The following is a 17,069-nucleotide window of genomic DNA, read 5'->3' as shown; positions in this document are numbered from 1 at the left end:
GGAGAGCGTCATGTTCACCCATATCCTCGCCCCCTATGACGGCTCGGTGAATGCCGACCGCGCACTGATGAAGGCGGCAGAGATGGCCAATCTGACCGGGGCGAAGGTGACGCTGCTGACGATCTACCGGCATCATTCGATGCTGGAGGCGTCGCTGTCGATGGTGCGGGTGAACGATCCGGGCAATATCGACGACGCGATGCAGGCCCATGCGACCGAGATCATCACCCACGGCAAGCAACTAATGAAAGACGCGGGCGTCGAGAATGTCCGCGCCTTCGTCCGCTCTGGCCGCCCCGCGCGGGCGGTGACGGAATTTGCCAAGAAACATGAGGTCGATCTTATCGTCATCGGGTCACGCGGCCTAGGCGCCACGGGCGACAGCTACCTCTTGGGCTCGGTCTCTCACAAGGTTACGGGGCTCGCGAAATGCCCCGTGCTTGTCGTCTAGGTCAAAGGAATATTCAGGTGACACCTCCTGTGCAAAGCGAGACGCTTGATTGCCGTTTGCGTGAAGATGACCCCGTGCGGCTGGGGGCGATGCTGCTGTCGACCGACATGACCTTTGAACGCGACGCCGCGCGGCTGATCGACCCGGCGCAGGCGGCGCTGCATGTGGCGCGGATCGCCTTTGAGAACCCCACCACCCCCGAACGGCTGCGGGCCATGACCCCCGATATGGCGCGCACGGCGGCGCTTTTGGTGCCGGGCATCCAGCTGTCGGCCATCGCCTTTTGCTGCACCTCGGCCTCGGTCGCCATCGGCAACCCGGCCGTGCGCGAGGCGATTGGCGAGGGGCTGCCCGGCGTGCCCGTCATCACCCCCGCCTCTGCCGCCATCGCAGGCTTTGCCGCGCTTGGCGTGACGCGGGTGGCGATGCTGACCCCCTATCTGCCGGAAACCGCCGCGCCGCTGGCCACCTATTTCAACGATCAGGGGCTAGAGGTCATGCGCAACGGGGCCTTCGCATTGGAAGACGACCGCGACATGGCGCGGATTGACGACGAAAGCATCATAAACGGCGCCGCTGCGCTGGATGGCGCGGAAGTAGAGGCATTTTTCCTCTCCTGCACCTCCCTGCGCGGCGTCGACGTGATCGACCGGATCGAAACACGGCTGGGCAAGCCCGTCGTGACCTCTAACCAAGCGCTGTGCTGGGCGTTGCAGCGGATGGGCGGGCTTTCGGGCCGCCCCGATGGCTATGGCCGTCTGTTCGACTGCGACATGCCAAGCGCCCATGCACAAGGCATCATTCCGTGATCCCGGCCCCTCTGGCCGGATCGCATTATTCGGGTAACCAGACATGAAAGGGGCTGGCCTATGACCACTTATGAGGCGAATTTTACAAACAGCGAGTACCAGCGCCGGGTCGACCGAACGCGCAAGACCATGGCCGCGCGCAATCTCGATGCCATCGTCGTCAGCGATCCGTCGAACATGTCTTGGCTCTCGGGTTATGACGGTTGGTCCTTCTATGTTTACCAAGCGGTGATCCTGACCCATGAGGGCGAGCCGGTCTGGTGGGGCCGCGGCATGGATGCGCTTGGCGCCCGGCGGACGGTCTTCATGGAGGACGACTGCATTCGCGGCTATGACGATACCTACGTCCAGAACCCCGAAAAACACCCGATGGAAGACCTCTCAACCCTCTTGAGCGAGATGGGGTTGGAGCAGGCGCGCATCGGCGTCGAGATGGACAACTACTATTACTCCGCCCGCGCCCATGACACGCTCAAGGCCAAACTGCCCAAGGCGACCTTCTTGGATGCCACCGCGCTGGTGAACTGGGAACGCGCGGTGAAATCCGAGCGCGAGATCGAGTATATGGAACGCGCTGCGCGCATCGTCGAGGAAATGCACGTTCGCATCCTCGAAGTCGCCGTGCCCGGCATGCGCAAGAACGATCTGGTGGCCGAGATCTATGCCACCGGCATTCGCGGCGCGCAGGGGTTCTGGGGCGATTACCCGGCCATCGTGCCAATGGCCCCCTCGGGCATGGACGCCACCGCCCCGCATCTGACATGGGACGACCGGCCCATGCAGCCCAATGAGGCGACGTTCTTTGAGATCGCAGGCGCGCATCGACGCTACCAATGCCCCCAGTCGCGCACGCTGTTCTTTGGCGATGTGCCGCAGAAATACCGCGACGCGGAAAGCGCCGTGCTGGATGCGATTGACGCAGGTCTCGAACAGGCCAAACCCGGCAACCGGGCCGAGGATATCGCCAATGCTTTTAACGCCACGCTGAACAAGGCGGGATTCGAAAAGGACAGCCGCTGCGGCTATGCCATCGGCATCAGCTACCCGCCGGACTGGGGGGAGCGCACCATCTCTTTCCGCCGTGGCGACAAGACGATCCTAGAGCCCGGTATGACCTTCCATTTCATGCCCGCGCTTTGGCTCGACGATGGCGGGCTTGAGATCACCGAGCCGATCCGAATTACCGAGACCGGCCACGAATGTTTCTGCACCACACCGCGAAAGTTGTTTGTTTCCGCATGACCAGCAATCCCATCACCCCGACCATCCCGCTCGACCAACCCGGCGCCCATCACGGTTTCCTGCGCCTGCCCTACAGCCGCGACGACAGCGCTTGGGGGTCCGTGATGATCCCCATCACCGTCATCAATGGCGGCGACGGCCCCACGGCGCTGCTCACCGGCGGCAACCACGGCGATGAATACGAAGGCCCGATTGCCTTGCAGGAACTGGCCGCCACGCTGGATCCGGCGCAGGTCTCGGGCCGCATCATCATCCTGCCGATGATGAACCAACCTGCCTTTGCCGCAGGCCGCCGCTGTTCGCCCATCGACGGGGGCAATATGAACCGCAGCTTTCCGGGTAGCCCCGGGGGCACGGTGACCCAGAAGATCGCGCATTACATCGCCACCGAACTGGTGCCGCTGGCCGATATTGTGCTGGATTACCACTCCGGCGGGCGGACGCTGGATTTCCTGCCCTTCGCCGCCGCGCATATCCTGCCCGACAAGCGGCAAGAGGCCGCCTGCATGGCCGCGATGGAGGCCTTCAACGCGCCTTACTCCATGAAGATGCTAGAGATCGACAACCGCGGCATGTTCGACACCGAGGTCGAGGAGCAGGGCAAGGTTTTTGTCACCACCGAACTCGGCGGTGCTGGCACATCGACAGCCAAGAGCATCGCCGTCGCCCGCAAAGGCGCGCGCAATCTGCTGATCCATGCGGGCATTCTGCAAGGGAAGCCGGAGGTGGCCGAAAGCGTGATGCTCGACATGCCCGACGGGCGCTGTTTCACCTTTAGCGAGACCACGGCCCTGCTTGAGCCGCTGGTCGATCTGGGTGACGCGGTGACCGAGGGCCAGCCCATCGCCCGCCTCTGGCCCAGCGACCGCAGCGGTCAGCCAGCGATCCTCGCCCATGCGCAGCTTAGCGGCATCCTGACCGCCCGGCATGTGCCGGGGCTGGTCAAGATGGGCGATTGCATCGGGGTGGTGGCGCAGGTGGTCTGAGCCACCCGCGCCCGCTTCATTCGTCGATGGGGAAGTAGCAAGCCGCTGGATGCGGTGCGCCCTCCAACGGGGGGCGCTCTTTCCGGCAGACATCCTGCACTTTCCAACAGCGCGGCGCGAAGGGGCAGCCCTCGGGGATCGCCAGCGGCGAGGGCAGCTCGCCCTGCAACTTGATCCGCTCCTTGCCGCCTTCGGGGTCCGCGCGCGGTGTGGCAGAGAGCAGCGCCGCTGTATAGGGATGGCGCGGGTTGTCGAAAACCTCGTCCTTCGGTCCCTTCTCCACCGCGCGGCCGAGGTACATGACGATCACGTCATCGGCCACGTGGCGCACAACTGACAGGTCATGGCTGATGAAGAGATAGGCCAAATCCATCTTTTCCTGCAGGTCCACCAGCAGGTTCAGGATCGCCGATTGGATCGACAGGTCCAAAGCCGAGACCGGCTCGTCCAGCACCAGCACCTTGGGGTCGAGCATCAGCGCCCGGGCCACCGCGATCCGCTGGCGCTGACCGCCCGAGAACATATGCGGGTAGCGGTCGTAATGCTCGGGCCGCAGGCCGACGAGGCGCAGCATCTCGCGCGCCTTTTCCTCGCGCTCTTTCTTGGACATGTCCTTGCGGTTGATGACCAGCGGCTCTTGCAGGATCGTGCCGATCTGCTGGCGCGGGTTGAGCGAGCCGTAAGGGTCCTGAAAGACGATCTGCACATGCTGGCGCAGGTCGGCCCAATCCTCGGGCCGCACAGGCTTGCCGTCGAGCGTGAGCGCGCCTGCGGTCGGCTCTTCAATCATCGTGACCATGCGCGCCAGCGTGGACTTGCCGCAGCCGCTCTCGCCCACCACGGCCAGCGTCTTGCCGGGGTGCAGTTCGAAATCGAGGCCCGCGACGGCCTTGAGCGTCTGGGTCTTGCGCAGGAAGCCGCCACCAACCTGATAGTGACGCTGCAGCGAGTCGGCGGTCATTACGGGGGCGGTCATGACGCGGCCCTTTCATCGGTGTTGAGAGGATAGAAACAGCGCGCCTTGCCGAGGTCTTCGCCCAAGGGCGGCGGGTTCTCGGCGCGGCATTTGTCGTTGGCGAACTTGCAGCGCGGGGAGAAGAGGCAGCCCGCTGGCCGGTCGAACTGGCCCGGCACAACGCCGGGGATCGTCGGCAGGCGTTTCTCCGTGGCGCGTTCGGGCAAGGCATCCAGCAGCGCCGCCGTATAGGGATGGTGCGGTTCGCGGAAGAGCGGCAGCACCTGCTGCTCTTCGATCTTCTGGCCCGCATATTGCACGCTCACGCGCTCGGCTGTTTCGGCCACCACACCCATGTCATGGGTGATCAGCACCAACCCCATGCCCGTCTCGTCGCGCAGCGAGGTCAGCAGGTCGAGGATCTGCGCCTGAATGGTCACGTCGAGCGCGGTCGTCGGCTCATCCGCGATCAGAAGCTTCGGCTTGCAGGCAATCGCCATGGCGATCATCACCCGCTGGTTCATCCCACCCGACATCTGGTGCGGGAAGACCGAAAGGCGCTTTTCCGGGTCCGGAATGCCGACCTGTTCGAACAGTTCAATCGCCCGCTTGTGCCGCTCGGCCCGGTTCAGGCCCAGATGCACGCGGAGAGATTCCTTGATCTGCCAGCCCACCGGGAAACAGGGGTTGAGCGAGGACATCGGCTCTTGGAAGATCATCGCCAGATCGTTGCCGACGATCTTACGCCGGGCGCGTTTGTCCATTGTCAGCAGGTCGTGGCCGTCAAAGGTCAGCTCATCGGCGGTGACGGTGGCGGTCCAGGGCAAGAGCCCCATCAGCGCCAGCATCGAGACCGATTTGCCCGAGCCGCTTTCGCCGACGATGGCGAGAATCTCACCGGTGTCGACATCCTGATCGACGCTGTCCACGGCGCGGAACTTGCCCGAGGCGGTGGCGAAATCGACCGAGAGGTTGCGGATACGCAATAGTGACATCAATCAGCTCCGCTTCAGTTTCGGATCGAGGGCGTCGCGCAGACCGTCGCCCATGAGGTTGATCGCGAGCACCGTGACGAGGATCGCAAGACCCGGGAAGGTCACGACCCACCATGCGCGCAGGATGAACTCGCGCGCTTCGGCCAGCATGGTGCCCCATTCGGGGGTGGGCGGCTGTGCGCCCATCCCGAGGAAGCCCAAGGCGGCGGCATCGAGGATCGCGGTCGAAAACGACAGCGCGGCCTGAACGATGATCGGCGCAAGGCAGTTTGGCAGCACGGTCACGACCATCAGCCGCAGCGTGCTGGCACCAACGACGCGGGCCGAGGTGACATAGTCCTTCTGCCGCTCGGAGATCACGCTGGCGCGGGTCAGGCGCACGTAATGCGGCTGCAGCACGATGGCGATGGCGATCATCGCGTTGGTGAGGCTTGGCCCAAGGATCGCCACCAGCACCAACGCCAGCAAGAGCGACGGGAAGGCAAGGATGATGTCCATGATCCGCATGATGATCGTATCGACCCATTTGGGCGCGAAGCCGGAGATGAGACCGATGATGATCCCGCCCGAGGCGGCGATGGTCACCACCACGATGCCCACGAAGAAGGAATAGCGCGCGCCGACGATCAGCCGCGAGAGCATGTCCCGGCCCAGAGGATCGGTGCCGAGGATGTGGTTCCACGTCCCCCCCTCTTGCCACGCGGGCGGTTGCAGGGTGGCCGAGCGGAACTGCTCGGTCGCGTCATGCGGGGCGATCCATGGGCCGAAGAGCGCGAGGATGGCGAAGATGGCGAAGATCCACAGGCCAATCACGGCCCCGCGGTTTTCACGGAAATAGAACCAGAATTCGCGCAAGCGGCCGGGGCGGTCGTGCACCATTTCGGCTTCGGCAGAGAGTGCGTCGTCCATTAGCGTTTCCTGATCTTGGGGTTGATGATGCCGTAGAGCATGTCGACGGTAAGGTTCACGACCATGACCATGACGGCGATGAGCAGAAGGCCACCCTGAACCACCGGGTAGTCGCGGCGGAAAATGCTGTCGACCATCCACTTGCCGATGCCCGGCCAGCTAAAGATGGTCTCGGTCAGGATGGCGCCCGCCAGCAGTGTGCCGACCGAGAGGCCGATCACGGTGATGACGGGGATAAGCGCGTTGCGCAGGGCGTGGATGCCGTTGATCCGGCCCGTCGACATGCCCTTGGCGCGGGCGGTGCGGATATAATCCTCGCCCAAAACCTCAAGCATCGCCGAACGGGTCTGCCGCGCGATCACCGCCAATGGGATCGTCCCCAGCACGATGGTCGGCAGCAGAAGGTGCCGCAGCGCCGAGAGGAACGCCCCGTCCTGCCCCGAGACGATGCTGTCGATCAGCATAAAGCCAGTGGCGTTGGGGAAATAGTAAAGAAGGTCGATCCGGCCCGAGACCGGGGTCCAGCCCAAGTTTCCGGAAAAGACGATGATCAGCAGCAAGGCCCACCAGAAGATCGGCATCGAATAGCCCACCAGCGCGGTCGACATCAGCGCCCGGTCAAAGAACTTGCCCCGGTTCACCGCCGCGATCACCCCCGCGGGCAGGCCCAAGGCCACGGCGAAGATCATCGCACAGAGCGACAGCTCAAGCGTGGCGGGGAAAAGCGAGAAGAACTCATCCCAGACGGGGCGTTTGGTCACGAAAGACGTGCCCAAATCCCCCTGTATCACGCCGGTGAAGTAATCCCAGAACTGCACATAGATCGGCCGGTCAAAGCCGAACTGCTGTTGCAGTTCGAGATAGCGTTCTTCGGAAATGCCACGCTCACCGGCCATGACGACGATCGGGTCGCCGGGCAGCAAGCGGATGAAGGCGAATGATATCAGCGTGACGCCGATAAAGGTGGGGATGAAGGTCGCAAGGCGCGACAAGACATATTTCAGCACGGGAGCACCATCAGTTCCTTCGGAAAGTTGGTCAGGGATTTGTAGCCATCTTCGGTAATCAGCACGTCATCTTCGATGCGCACCCCAAAGTTGCCGATCTCATAGAGACCGGGTTCGTTGGTGTACACCGTTCCGGCGGGTAAAGTCATGTGGTTGCCGCGCATGATATAGGGCGCTTCATGCACATCGCGGCCTAGACCGTGGCCGGTCTTGGTGCGGATGCGGTCGGCAAAAGGAGAGGCTTCGAGCACCCCGGTCACCACATCGTCGATCTCATGCGCGGTGACGCCTGCACGGGTGGCCTCCAGCCCGGCAAGATTGGCGCGCAGCACAGTGTCGTACACGGCGCGCCCCTCGTCGCTGACATGGGTAAGGAAAACGGTGCGGGTGATGTCGGCGGCAAAGCCGTCCTTCCGCGCGCCGAAGTCGATCAGCAGCGCATCGCCTGCTTTGACGTGGTAATCCTCACGCGCTTTGGCATGCGGGCGGGCCGAGCCGTCACCGGCGGCGACGATGGGGGCGAAGGACAGATCGTCGGCCCCTTCGGCAAAGACCATCTGCACCAGTTTCTGTTCGATCTCTTTCTCGGTCTGGCCGAGCTTCACGCTATCCAGCGTGGCGCGCAGGGCGCGTTCGGAAATGTCGATGGCTTTTTGCAGGGCCGCGACCTCGGCCTCGGTCTTGATCATGCGGGGGGCGGAGATCTCGCGCTCGGCGTCGATGATCCGCAGATCGGGCTGCGCTTTCTTCAGCGCGTGATGCACGAAGACGCGCATCACTTGGCCTTCAACGGCGAGCGAGGAGATGTTCAAATGTTGCATCAGCGCGGCGAAGGCATCGTCATAGCCCGTCTGGTCGCGCCAATCGAAAACGACCCCGTCGAAACCGACCAACTCCCAACTGCCCAACTCAAGGTTCGGCACCAAGGCGGCGGCGGGGCCGCGGGCGGGGATCACCAGAACGAAGGGGCGTTCGTGGCTCATGAAGGCATGGTCGACGGCGCGGGTGAAATTCGGGCCGGGCACCAGCGCCACGGCATCGACCGATAGGTCAGCGGCGATATCGGCATAGGCCGACAGGCGATCATTCAGCGAAGGGGACATGGGCTGGCTTTCGGGCTGGCAAGGTTAATAAAATGGGGACGGCACAGGATGCCGCCCCCTTTGGTCAAAGCGGGAGTGTTACTGCTTCAGGCCAACTTGGTTGAAGATGTGGCCCCCCAGCGGGTGCACGACATAGTTCTCAACCTCGGGGCGCATGGTCATGTAGACGACCGAATGCGCGATGGTGGCCCAAGGTGCTTGGTCCTTAAAGATTTCCTGCGCTTCTTCGTAAAGCGGCGCACGCTCTTCTTGGGTCGGCAGAACCTTGGCTTTCTGGATCAGCGCGTCGAATTCCTCGTTGCACCACTGGGCGCGGTTGGATTTCTCGACACCGTCACAGCCCAGCAGAACCGCGAGGAAGTTGTCTGGGTCACCGTTGTCGCCGGTCCAACCCAGCAGCACGGCACCGTCACGGTCCTTGGACTTGGAACGCTCAAGGTACTCACCCCATTCGTAGGAGACGATTTCGACATCGACGCCAACTTTGGAGAAGTCTTCCTGCATCAGTTCGGCCATACGGCGGGCATTGGGGTTGTAGGGACGCTGAACCGGCATCGCCCAGATCTTCATGGACAGATCGCTGACACCTTCTTCCTCGAGCATCGCCTTGGCGGCCTCGGGGTCATAGTTGTCGTCTTCGATGGCGTCGTTGTAGGACCACATGGTCGGCGGCAGCGGGTTCTTGGCGATTTCGCCGGAACCTTGGAACACCACGTCGATGATCGCCTGTTTGTCGATCGCCATGTTCAGGGCCTTGCGGACCTTGGCGTTGTCGAAGGGCGCGACCTGCGTGTTATAGGCCAGATAGCCCACGTTCAGACCTTCTTGCTCCATCACGACGATGTCTTCGGCGTCTTTCATCGCCTGAACATCGGCCGGGTTCGGATATGCCATGACGTGGCACTCACCCGCCTGCACCTTCTGATAGCGCACGGAAGCATCGGGCGTGATCGCGAAGATCAGGCTTTCGACTTTGGCCGCATCGCCCCAGTAGTCGTCGTTACGCAGGTAACGGATGACAGCGTCTTTCTGGTAGGCTTGGAACTTGAACGGGCCAGTGCCGATGGGCGCTTGGTTCACCATTTCCGGCGTGCCGGCTTCCATCATCGCGTCGGCATATTCCTTGGACACGATCGAAGCAAAGTCCATCGCCATGTTCGCGATGAAGGGCGCTTCGGGACGGGTCAGGTTGAACGCCACGGTGTAATCGTCGACCTTCTCGATGCTTTCGATCAGGTCGGGCATGGACATGCCGCCGTAGTATTCCCATGTGCCGCCGGAGACGGTGTGATAGGGGTTCTCTTCGTTGCCCTGACGGTCAAAGCTGAAGATCACGTCGTCGGCGTTAAAGTCGCGTGTCGGCGTGAACTGGTCGTTGGAGTGGAATTTCACACCTTTGCGCAGCTTGAAGGTCACGGTCATGCCGTCTTCGCTGACTTCCCAGCTTTCGGCCAGCGCGGGCACGACTTCGGTCGTGCCGACTTTGAACTCGGCCAGACGGTTGTAGATCGGGTGGCTGGAGGCGTCGAATGTGGTGCCGGCTGTGTACAGCGCAGGGTCAAAACCCTCGGGCGAGCCTTCGGAGCAATAGACCAGCGATTGGGCCGATACCGCCGAGGCCCCAAGGACCGCCAGCATGGCACCGGTGGCCAATTTCGTTGTAAAAGACATAATATTCTCTCTCCTGGTTGGTTTGTTTCTTGGCAGCGGGGTATCCGCCGCAGGTGATACGCCCTTACGGGCGAGACGACGCGAATGCGGTGGCGACTGCCCCTTCATTCGGACGTATTCTATTGGCGCCAGCGGCCTGTTCATATTGCATCCGCCCCACCCAAAGCACGCGGGCGGGCCTGTCGGTCTTGTTGGACCACGAATGCGGGCTGCTGCCGAGGTAATGCAGGCTGTCGCCGGGCCGCATAATATGCTCCCCCCCATCGACGACCTGCGCGATCTCTCCCTCAAGGATATAGATCACCTCTTCGCCCTCATGGACGACCTCTTCCGAGGCATAGCCCGGCGGCACGTTCATGATGTAGGAGGACAGCTCATGGCCCGGGAAATCCGCGCCGATCTTCTCATATTCGATGGATGAGCCCGAAACGGCAAAGCGCGGACGCTCAGCCGCGCGGGTCAGGCTGTCTTGGGTCTTGGGCGTATGGATGAAAAAACTGACATCGACCTGAAGCGCCACGGCGATCTGCGACAGGGTGCCCAGTGACGGCGTGGCCCGGCCCCGTTCGACTTGGCTGAGATAGCCTACGGACACGCCGGAGGCTTCGCCCAACTGCTGTAGAGTCAGGGACAAACGATGACGTTGCTTGCGCATACGCGCGCCAAGCGTCGATACACTGTCGCCATTGGCAGTCAGCAAATTCACCCTCCCCGTGAACAGCGGCCCGATCTCATGCCGGGTATAGCCTTTTCATGTCTCGCTGTGTGAAATTAAAAAGGTTGAGGGTCAACAAAAATTTTTTTACTGCACCGCGGCGCAGGGCGCGAGGCTGCGGCCAGCGGGGATGGATGTCATTCTACTCAAAGGATTTTAGCTGCGCGCGGTCGATCCGCGCCAGTTCAGACGCCGTCGGGTCAAGCGGGGCAAAGGAAACGCTCAGCCCGCTGGGATGCCATTCGCAAAGGCCGAATCCAGTGCCCTCCACGATACGCAGGTCGCGGGTTTCGGTCAGGTCGATGGTCGAATGCAGCCCGTTGGAAATGACCACCGGAATGCCGTGCCAATGGCTCACCCGGTTCACATGCACATGGCCCGAGAGGATGCCCGCCATGCGCTGCCCCTTCAACATCTCGGCCAAACGCGCGCTGCTCGCCGCATCCAGACTGCCCCATGCGAGGGTGGCAGGATCAATGCGCGGCGGGTGGTGGATCACCAAGAGTTTCGCCAGATCGCCATGACGCTCAAGCGCGGCTTCCAGAAACTCGAACTGCGCGTCGTCCAGCGCCCCGGCCACCTTGCCCGGCACGCTGCTGTCCAACGTGATGACATGCAGATCGCCCTGCGGCACGTCGTGGAAATAGGGCGCATCGGCCAGCCCCGGCGCAAAGACCGCGTTGAACCCATCGCGTTTGTCATGGTTGCCGAGGGCCATGACCAGCGGCGCTTTCAGCGGTTCCATAATCTCGCGCACAAGGGCATAGCTTTGTTGGTCGCCGTGATTGGTCAGATCGCCGCTGGCCACCACGAAATCGGGCTGGGGTTCCATCGCGTTGATCACCTCCACCACGCGGCGCAGGGTGGCGGGCGTGTCGCTGTGCAGATGCGGGTCGTTCAGATCGGGATGCGAGATATGCAGGTCGGTCAGGTGGACGAAACGGGTCATGGGCGTACTCCTGCGGCTGTCAGCAGGGTTTTCGTATAAGGGTGCTCGGGGCTGCGCAACACATCTGCCGCCGCACCGCTCTCCAGCGTCTGCCCGTGCTGCAGCACCAGCACCCGGTCGCAGATCGATCCGACCACCGCAAGGTCGTGGCTGATAAAGACCATGCCGAGCCCCAGATCATCCTGCAGGTCCATCAAAAGGTTCAGAATTTGCGCCTGAACCGAGACATCAAGGGCCGAGACCGCTTCATCCGCGACCAACAACGCGGGGCGGGTGACGATGGCCCGCGCGATGGCGATGCGCTGGCGCTGCCCGCCCGAGAACTCATGCGGATATTTGCCCGCGTCCGCGGCATGCAGCCCGACCTGCTCCAAGGCTTCGGCGATGCGGCGAGGGATATCCTCGGTCTCACCATTGGCGCGCAACGGCTCGGCGATGGACCAGCCGACACGGCGGCGCGGGTTGAGCGAGCCGAAAGGGTCTTGGAACACCATCTGAAAATCGCGCCGCAGGCTGCGCAGTTCTTGCCCCCCGAGCCCATGCAGATCGCGCCCCCGAAACAGCACCGCGCCAGCGTCCGGACGCTCAAACGCCATGATCAGCCGCGCCAATGTGGATTTGCCCGAACCGCTTTCCCCGACCACGCCCAAGGTCTCACCTGCGTGCAGCGAGAAGGAGGCGTTTTCCAAAGCCGTCAGCACTGGCGGGGCCCGCAGAAGACTTTGGCGCGGCAGTTTGTAGCGGCGGGTCAGGTTGCGGACCTCTAAAAGCGGCGCGTCAGTCATGGCGCCCCTCCGTCAGCAGGTGGCATGCGGCAGCGCGCCCCGCGTCGCTCTGCACGAAGGCCGGGCGCTGCGCGGCGCAGTGAGGCAGTTCCACCGGGCAGCGCCCCGCAAAGCGGCAGCCCTGCGGCAGCCCCTGCAGCGGCGGGACCGCGCCCGGAATGGTCGGCAGCCTGCGCCGTTTTCCTTGGGCATCCCGCCCCGCCACGCCCGGATCGGGCCGCGCGCCCAAAAGCCCCTTGGTATAGGGATGGGCAGGTGTGCCCAGCACCTCTGCCGTGCGGCCCTGCTCGACCATATCGCCTGCATACATCACCACGATGTCTTCGGTCGCCCGCGCCACGGCGGCGAGGTCATGGCTGATGAAAACCAGCGCCATCTGCCGCTCCCGCGCGAGCCGTTGCAGCAGGTCGGTGATCCGCAGCGCCACATTGGCGTCGAGCGCGGTTGTCGGCTCATCCGCGATCAGCAGCATCGGGTTGCAGGCCAGCGCCAGCGCAATCAGCACCCGCTGGCGCTGGCCGCCCGACATCTCATGCGGGAACTGCCGCAGGCGACGGTCGGGATCGGGAATGCCCACCTCTTCGAACAGGCTCAGGGCGCGGGCACGGGCGGCGCTGCGTGTCAGCCCGTCATGCAGCACCATCGGCTCCATCACCGTGTCGCCCACCCGACGCAGCGGGTTCAGCGCCGCCATCGGTTCCTGAAACACCATCGCCACGCGGCGGCTGCGCAGCCTCTGCCAATCGCGCTCAGACGCGGTGGCCATGTCCTGCCCGTCGATGCGTAGCTGTCCGGTCATCCGCGCGCTTTCGGGGGCCATGCCCATCAGACAGAGCGCCAGCAGCGTCTTGCCCGAACCGCTTTCGCCGACAACTCCCAAACGGTCGCCGCGCTCGATCACCAGATTGGCGTCGCGCAGGGCGACGGCAGTGCCGAAATGGATCGAAAGATTGCTAAGCTCTATCATCGCGCGCGCACCAGTCGGGGATCGGTGATGTCGCGCAGCCCGTCGCCCAGCAGGCCAAAGCCCAGCACGGCCACGACGATGCACAGCCCCGGATAGATCGCCAGTTGCGGGGCGAGGTACATCAGCGTCTGCGCCTCCGACAGCATCCGCCCCCAGCTCGACGCGGGCGGCTGCGCGCCGAGGCCGAGATAGCTCAGCGCCGCTTCGGCGAGGATCGCCACGGCGAACTCGATGGTGGCCTGCACGATCACCGCCGCGGCGATGTTGGGAAGGATGTGATCCCGACTGATCGCGAAGCGCCCGCGCCCGGCGGCCCGCGCGGCGGCGACATAATCGCGCGTCCAGATCTGGTTCGCCGAGGCGCGGGTGACGCGGGCGAAAATGGGAATGTTGATGAAGGAGATCGCCAGTACCGCGTTGGTCAGCGACGGCCCGAAGACCGCCGCCAGCATGATCGCGAACAACAGCGCTGGAAAGGCAAAGCCCAAGTCGGCGAGCCGCATCACCGCATCCTCGACCCAGCCGCCAAGCGCGGAGGCCAGAAGCCCCAGCCCCACGCCGATGCTGCCGCCCAAGAGCACCGCCACCAGCGCCACGGTCATCGAGTTGCGCGCCGCCGCCATCAATTGGGCCACCACGTCGCGGCCCAACTGATCGGTGCCCAGCCAATGCTCCGTAGACGGTGGGGCGAACTTGGTGGAGATCGACATCGCCTGCGGGTCATGCGGGGTCCAGACGAGCGACAGCGCCGCCACCCCGACGACGAGGCTCACCAGCAGCGCACCCAGCAGGAAGTTCGCCGGAAGCCGCTTCATGCCCGCGCCTTCAGCCGGGGGTCGATGACGACGTAGAGCAGATCGACCACGAAATTCGCCGTCACCACGATAGCGGCGAACAGCATCACCAGCGCTTGCACCGTGGGCAGGTCGCGGTTGGCGATGGACTGAAAGATCAGCCGCCCCAGCCCCGGCAGGTAGAAGACGTTCTCGATCACGATTGTGCCGGTCACTAGGGCGGCGAACTGCATGCCGACGATGGTCACGATGGGCACCAGCGCATTGGGCAGCACGTGCCGCCAGAGCACCCGCCGCCGCGAGAGGCCACTGGCGCGCGCGGTGCGCACGAAATCCTGCCGCATCACCTCCAGCGCCGAAGAGCGCGTGACCCGCGCCAGCACCGCCGATTGCACCAGCGCCAGCGCCACCGTGGGCAGGATGAGCGACCGCAGCGCCGCCGCCGGATCGTCCCAGCCCGCAAAGCCGCCTGGCGGCAACCAGCGCAGCTTCACGGCAAAGAGCATAACGAGCAGGATCGACAGCCAGAAGGCGGGCACGGCGATGCCGAGCTGGCTGAGAAACATCACCCCCCAGTCGCCAGCGCGCCCATGCTGCGCCGCCGCCGTGATGCCAAGGCCCAGCGCCAGCACCAGCGTCACCAGCATCCCCGCGACGGCGAGGGAGATCGTCATCGGCAGGCGTTCGGCAATGAGTTCCGATACCGGCACGCGAAACGAATGACTGAGGCCGAAGTCACCCTGCAGCGCGTTCCAGACCCACGAAACATAGCGGGTCACCAGCGGCTCGTTCAGCCCCAGCTGTTCGCGCAGCGCCGCGATGGCATCCTCGCTGGCGTCCATGCCAAGGATGGTCAACGCCGGATCGCCCGGCAGCACGTTCATCACGGCAAAGACGACGAGCGATACGGCGAGCAGGGTCAGCACGAAACCGAGCGTGCGGCGGAAAAGAAAATAGGCCACGAAGTCAGGTCCAAGAGCCGCGGCGCCCGGGGGCACCACGGCCGTTTCAGGTCAGTTAGCGATGCTCACGTTCTTCAGCGGCATGTAGAGCACGGGCGAGGAAGACCAGTAGCCTTCGACCTCCTGGCGGAAGACGCCCAAGAGAGGCAGTTGGAACAGAAAGCCATGCACCGACTGGTCGGACAGCATCTGCTGGCCCTGCTTGAGCAGTTCATTGCGCGCCTCGGCGTCGACCTCAGTTTGGATCTTCTCCCACAGGGCGGTCATCTCGGCATTGTCGTAGCCGTAGAAATAATCCGGGCCGCGGGCGAAATTGCCCATGTCGTTGGGGCTGGTGTGGGCGATGATGGTCATGTCGTAGTTCTTCTTCTTGTAGACCTCATCGATCCAGAAGCCCCATTCGACATTCTCGACCTTGGCGTCGATCCCGGCCTCCGACAGCTGGTTCTGGATGATTTCGGCCGAGCGAGTGGCGTAAGGGAACGGCGGCACGCGCAGGGTCATGGTGGCCCCCGCAACCCCCGCCGCCTCGAACATCTCCTCGGCCTTGGTGCTGTCATGCGGATAGGCGTCCGTCAGGTCGACATAGGCGGTGCCATGCGGCGGGTAGAAGCTGCCGATCGGCACGGCCTGGCCGTACATCGCGCCCTCGATGATCTCGTCCCGGTCGATGGCGGTGGCCACGGCGCGGCGCACCTCGACATTGTCGAAAGGCGGCTTAGCGTTGTTCATGGCAAGGATCACTTCGCCCTCGGTCGAGCCGACGTTGACGCGGAAGCGCGGGTCGGCCTCGAACTGCGGCAGCAGTTCCGGCGCGGGGAAGCCGGGGAAAGCGTCGAGTTCTTCGGCCATCATCGCCGCAGTGGCGGCGGCCGGGTCAGAGATGAAGCGGAACACCACCTTGTCGAGCGCCACCTCGGCCGCATCGCGGTGATCGGGGTTCTTGACCAGCGTCAGCCGGTCGCCGCGGGTCCAGCTGTCGAACTTGAAGGGGCCGGAGCCCACCGGATTGGCGTTGTTGGTCTCCACGCTTTCCGAAGCCACGATGGCGCTGTCGCCCTGCCCCATGTTGAACAGGAAAAAGGCATCCTTGTTCTTGAGCGTGATCTCGACCGTCTGGGGATCGACCGCCTTGACGCTTTCGATCGGCTCGAAAATGTCCTTCGACGGGTTCACGCTGTCTTCACCCATGGCGCGGTCGAAGGAATAGACGACATCGTCGGCGTCGAGCGTGCTGCCGTCGTGGAAGGCCACGCCTTCGGCCAGTGTGAAGGTATAGGTCAGCCCGTCTTCCGACACCTCCCAAGACGTCGCGAGATTGGGTTGCACTTCCCCGTTCTCGGCCACGATGGTCAGCGATTCGAAGACGTTCTGCGTCATCATGCTGTCGATGGAGGCGGTGGCATCCGCCGTGGGATCGAGCGACGTGGGCTCCTGCTGCATGCCGATGACAAGCTCGGCAGCGGCGGAAGCCGAGGCCATCAGGCCAAAGGCCAGCGCCAGCGCGGGAAGGGTTCTGGAAAGGGTCGGTTCGGACATGGGGCAGCACTCCTGTGGGTCGGGGCGCGTTCGGCATCACCGCATGCGCCCTTTGTGACAGACTGCGCCGGGCGGGGCGTTCGGTCAACGGCTTTACCGCGCCGGGCGAAAATTTCATGCAATTGCAACAATATGGCGGATTTATACGATTGCCCGCAGGGGCAGAGGCGGACCGCGCTTCGGCCCTTTTGCCCCGCCGCGGGCGGTGCTAGCCTCTGCGCAGAGAGGGC

17 protein-coding genes are annotated in these 17,069 nt (G+C 63.7%); 4 read left to right on the top strand and 13 right to left on the bottom strand.

What is annotated here, in order from left to right:
* Positions 1–10 precede the first annotated feature (10 nt).
* The 4 genes from ACGYLO_RS02385 to doeB are packed head-to-tail and all read left to right on the top strand — an operon-like array spanning position 11 to position 3,488.
* The gene (locus tag ACGYLO_RS02385) at positions 11–451 is read left to right on the top strand and encodes a universal stress protein (protein WP_093738578.1); all 441 of its coding nucleotides are present in this window, start codon (positions 11–13) and stop codon (positions 449–451) included.
* A 17-nt stretch (positions 452–468) separates the two neighbouring features.
* Positions 469–1,260 carry an aspartate/glutamate racemase family protein gene (locus tag ACGYLO_RS02380; protein WP_271688542.1) on the top strand — a complete coding sequence of 264 codons (792 nt, stop codon included), beginning with the start codon at positions 469–471 and terminating at the stop codon, positions 1,258–1,260.
* Between the two features lie 60 nt (positions 1,261–1,320).
* Positions 1,321–2,502, top strand: a complete 1,182-nt coding sequence (doeA, locus tag ACGYLO_RS02375) for an ectoine hydrolase DoeA (RefSeq protein ID WP_271688544.1) — start codon at positions 1,321–1,323, stop codon at positions 2,500–2,502.
* Positions 2,499–3,488 (top strand): N(2)-acetyl-L-2,4-diaminobutanoate deacetylase DoeB, encoded by a 990-nt coding sequence (gene doeB / locus ACGYLO_RS02370; RefSeq protein ID WP_271688546.1) that lies wholly within the window; start codon positions 2,499–2,501, stop codon positions 3,486–3,488. Before doeA ends, doeB begins: the two co-directional genes overlap by 4 nt.
* Before the next feature lie 16 nt (positions 3,489–3,504).
* Here doeB and ACGYLO_RS02365 read toward each other — a convergent pair whose 3' ends face one another.
* The 13 genes from ACGYLO_RS02365 to ACGYLO_RS02305 all read right to left on the bottom strand — a co-directional run bounded on the left by ACGYLO_RS02365 (position 3,505) and on the right by ACGYLO_RS02305 (position 16,839).
* Positions 3,505–4,464: an ABC transporter ATP-binding protein gene (locus tag ACGYLO_RS02365; RefSeq protein WP_271688549.1), complete on the bottom strand. Its 960-nt coding sequence runs from the start codon at positions 4,462–4,464 to the stop codon at positions 3,505–3,507.
* Positions 4,461–5,438: an ABC transporter ATP-binding protein gene (locus ACGYLO_RS02360; protein WP_271688551.1), complete on the bottom strand. Its 978-nt coding sequence runs from the start codon at positions 5,436–5,438 to the stop codon at positions 4,461–4,463. Before ACGYLO_RS02360 ends, ACGYLO_RS02365 begins: the two co-directional genes overlap by 4 nt.
* A gap of 3 nt (positions 5,439–5,441) precedes the next feature.
* Complete coding sequence (locus tag ACGYLO_RS02355; RefSeq protein ID WP_271688552.1) at positions 5,442–6,347, bottom strand: ABC transporter permease subunit; 906 nt, start codon at positions 6,345–6,347, stop codon at positions 5,442–5,444.
* Positions 6,347–7,354, bottom strand: a complete 1,008-nt coding sequence (locus ACGYLO_RS02350) for an ABC transporter permease subunit (RefSeq protein WP_168612859.1) — start codon at positions 7,352–7,354, stop codon at positions 6,347–6,349. The genes ACGYLO_RS02355 and ACGYLO_RS02350 overlap by 1 nt, the downstream gene beginning before the upstream one ends.
* Entirely contained in the window at positions 7,348–8,457 is a 1,110-nt protein-coding gene (locus ACGYLO_RS02345) for a Xaa-Pro peptidase family protein (RefSeq protein WP_271688555.1), read from the bottom strand. Before ACGYLO_RS02345 ends, ACGYLO_RS02350 begins: the two co-directional genes overlap by 7 nt.
* A 78-nt stretch (positions 8,458–8,535) precedes the next feature.
* Positions 8,536–10,128: an ABC transporter substrate-binding protein gene (locus ACGYLO_RS02340; RefSeq protein ID WP_271688557.1), complete on the bottom strand. Its 1,593-nt coding sequence runs from the start codon at positions 10,126–10,128 to the stop codon at positions 8,536–8,538.
* Between the two features lie 64 nt (positions 10,129–10,192).
* On the bottom strand, positions 10,193–10,783 hold the full coding sequence (locus ACGYLO_RS02335; protein WP_209216997.1) for an XRE family transcriptional regulator: 591 nt from the start codon (positions 10,781–10,783) through the stop codon (positions 10,193–10,195).
* Positions 10,784–10,985: 202 nt separating this feature from the next.
* Positions 10,986–11,792 (bottom strand): metallophosphoesterase, encoded by an 807-nt coding sequence (locus ACGYLO_RS02330; RefSeq protein WP_271688558.1) that lies wholly within the window; start codon positions 11,790–11,792, stop codon positions 10,986–10,988.
* The gene (locus tag ACGYLO_RS02325) at positions 11,789–12,577 is read right to left on the bottom strand and encodes an ATP-binding cassette domain-containing protein (protein WP_271688559.1); all 789 of its coding nucleotides are present in this window, start codon (positions 12,575–12,577) and stop codon (positions 11,789–11,791) included. Before ACGYLO_RS02325 ends, ACGYLO_RS02330 begins: the two co-directional genes overlap by 4 nt.
* A complete protein-coding gene (locus ACGYLO_RS02320) occupies positions 12,570–13,544 on the bottom strand; it encodes an ABC transporter ATP-binding protein (protein ID WP_271688560.1) in 975 nt (324 codons plus the stop codon). Before ACGYLO_RS02320 ends, ACGYLO_RS02325 begins: the two co-directional genes overlap by 8 nt.
* Positions 13,541–14,359: an ABC transporter permease gene (locus ACGYLO_RS02315; protein ID WP_271688561.1), complete on the bottom strand. Its 819-nt coding sequence runs from the start codon at positions 14,357–14,359 to the stop codon at positions 13,541–13,543. The genes ACGYLO_RS02320 and ACGYLO_RS02315 overlap by 4 nt, the downstream gene beginning before the upstream one ends.
* Positions 14,356–15,300, bottom strand: a complete 945-nt coding sequence (locus ACGYLO_RS02310) for an ABC transporter permease (protein ID WP_271688562.1) — start codon at positions 15,298–15,300, stop codon at positions 14,356–14,358. Before ACGYLO_RS02310 ends, ACGYLO_RS02315 begins: the two co-directional genes overlap by 4 nt.
* Before the next feature lie 51 nt (positions 15,301–15,351).
* Positions 15,352–16,839 carry an ABC transporter substrate-binding protein gene (locus tag ACGYLO_RS02305; protein WP_271688563.1) on the bottom strand — a complete coding sequence of 496 codons (1,488 nt, stop codon included), beginning with the start codon at positions 16,837–16,839 and terminating at the stop codon, positions 15,352–15,354.
* Positions 16,840–17,069: the final 230 nt, after the last annotated feature.

Source organism: Sulfitobacter sp. 1A13353, assembly GCF_043557255.1.
Taxonomy (GTDB): domain Bacteria; phylum Pseudomonadota; class Alphaproteobacteria; order Rhodobacterales; family Rhodobacteraceae; genus Sulfitobacter; species Sulfitobacter faviae.
The sequence above is the reverse complement of the archived record's forward strand: the minus strand, read 5'-3'. Positions and strand labels throughout refer to the sequence as shown.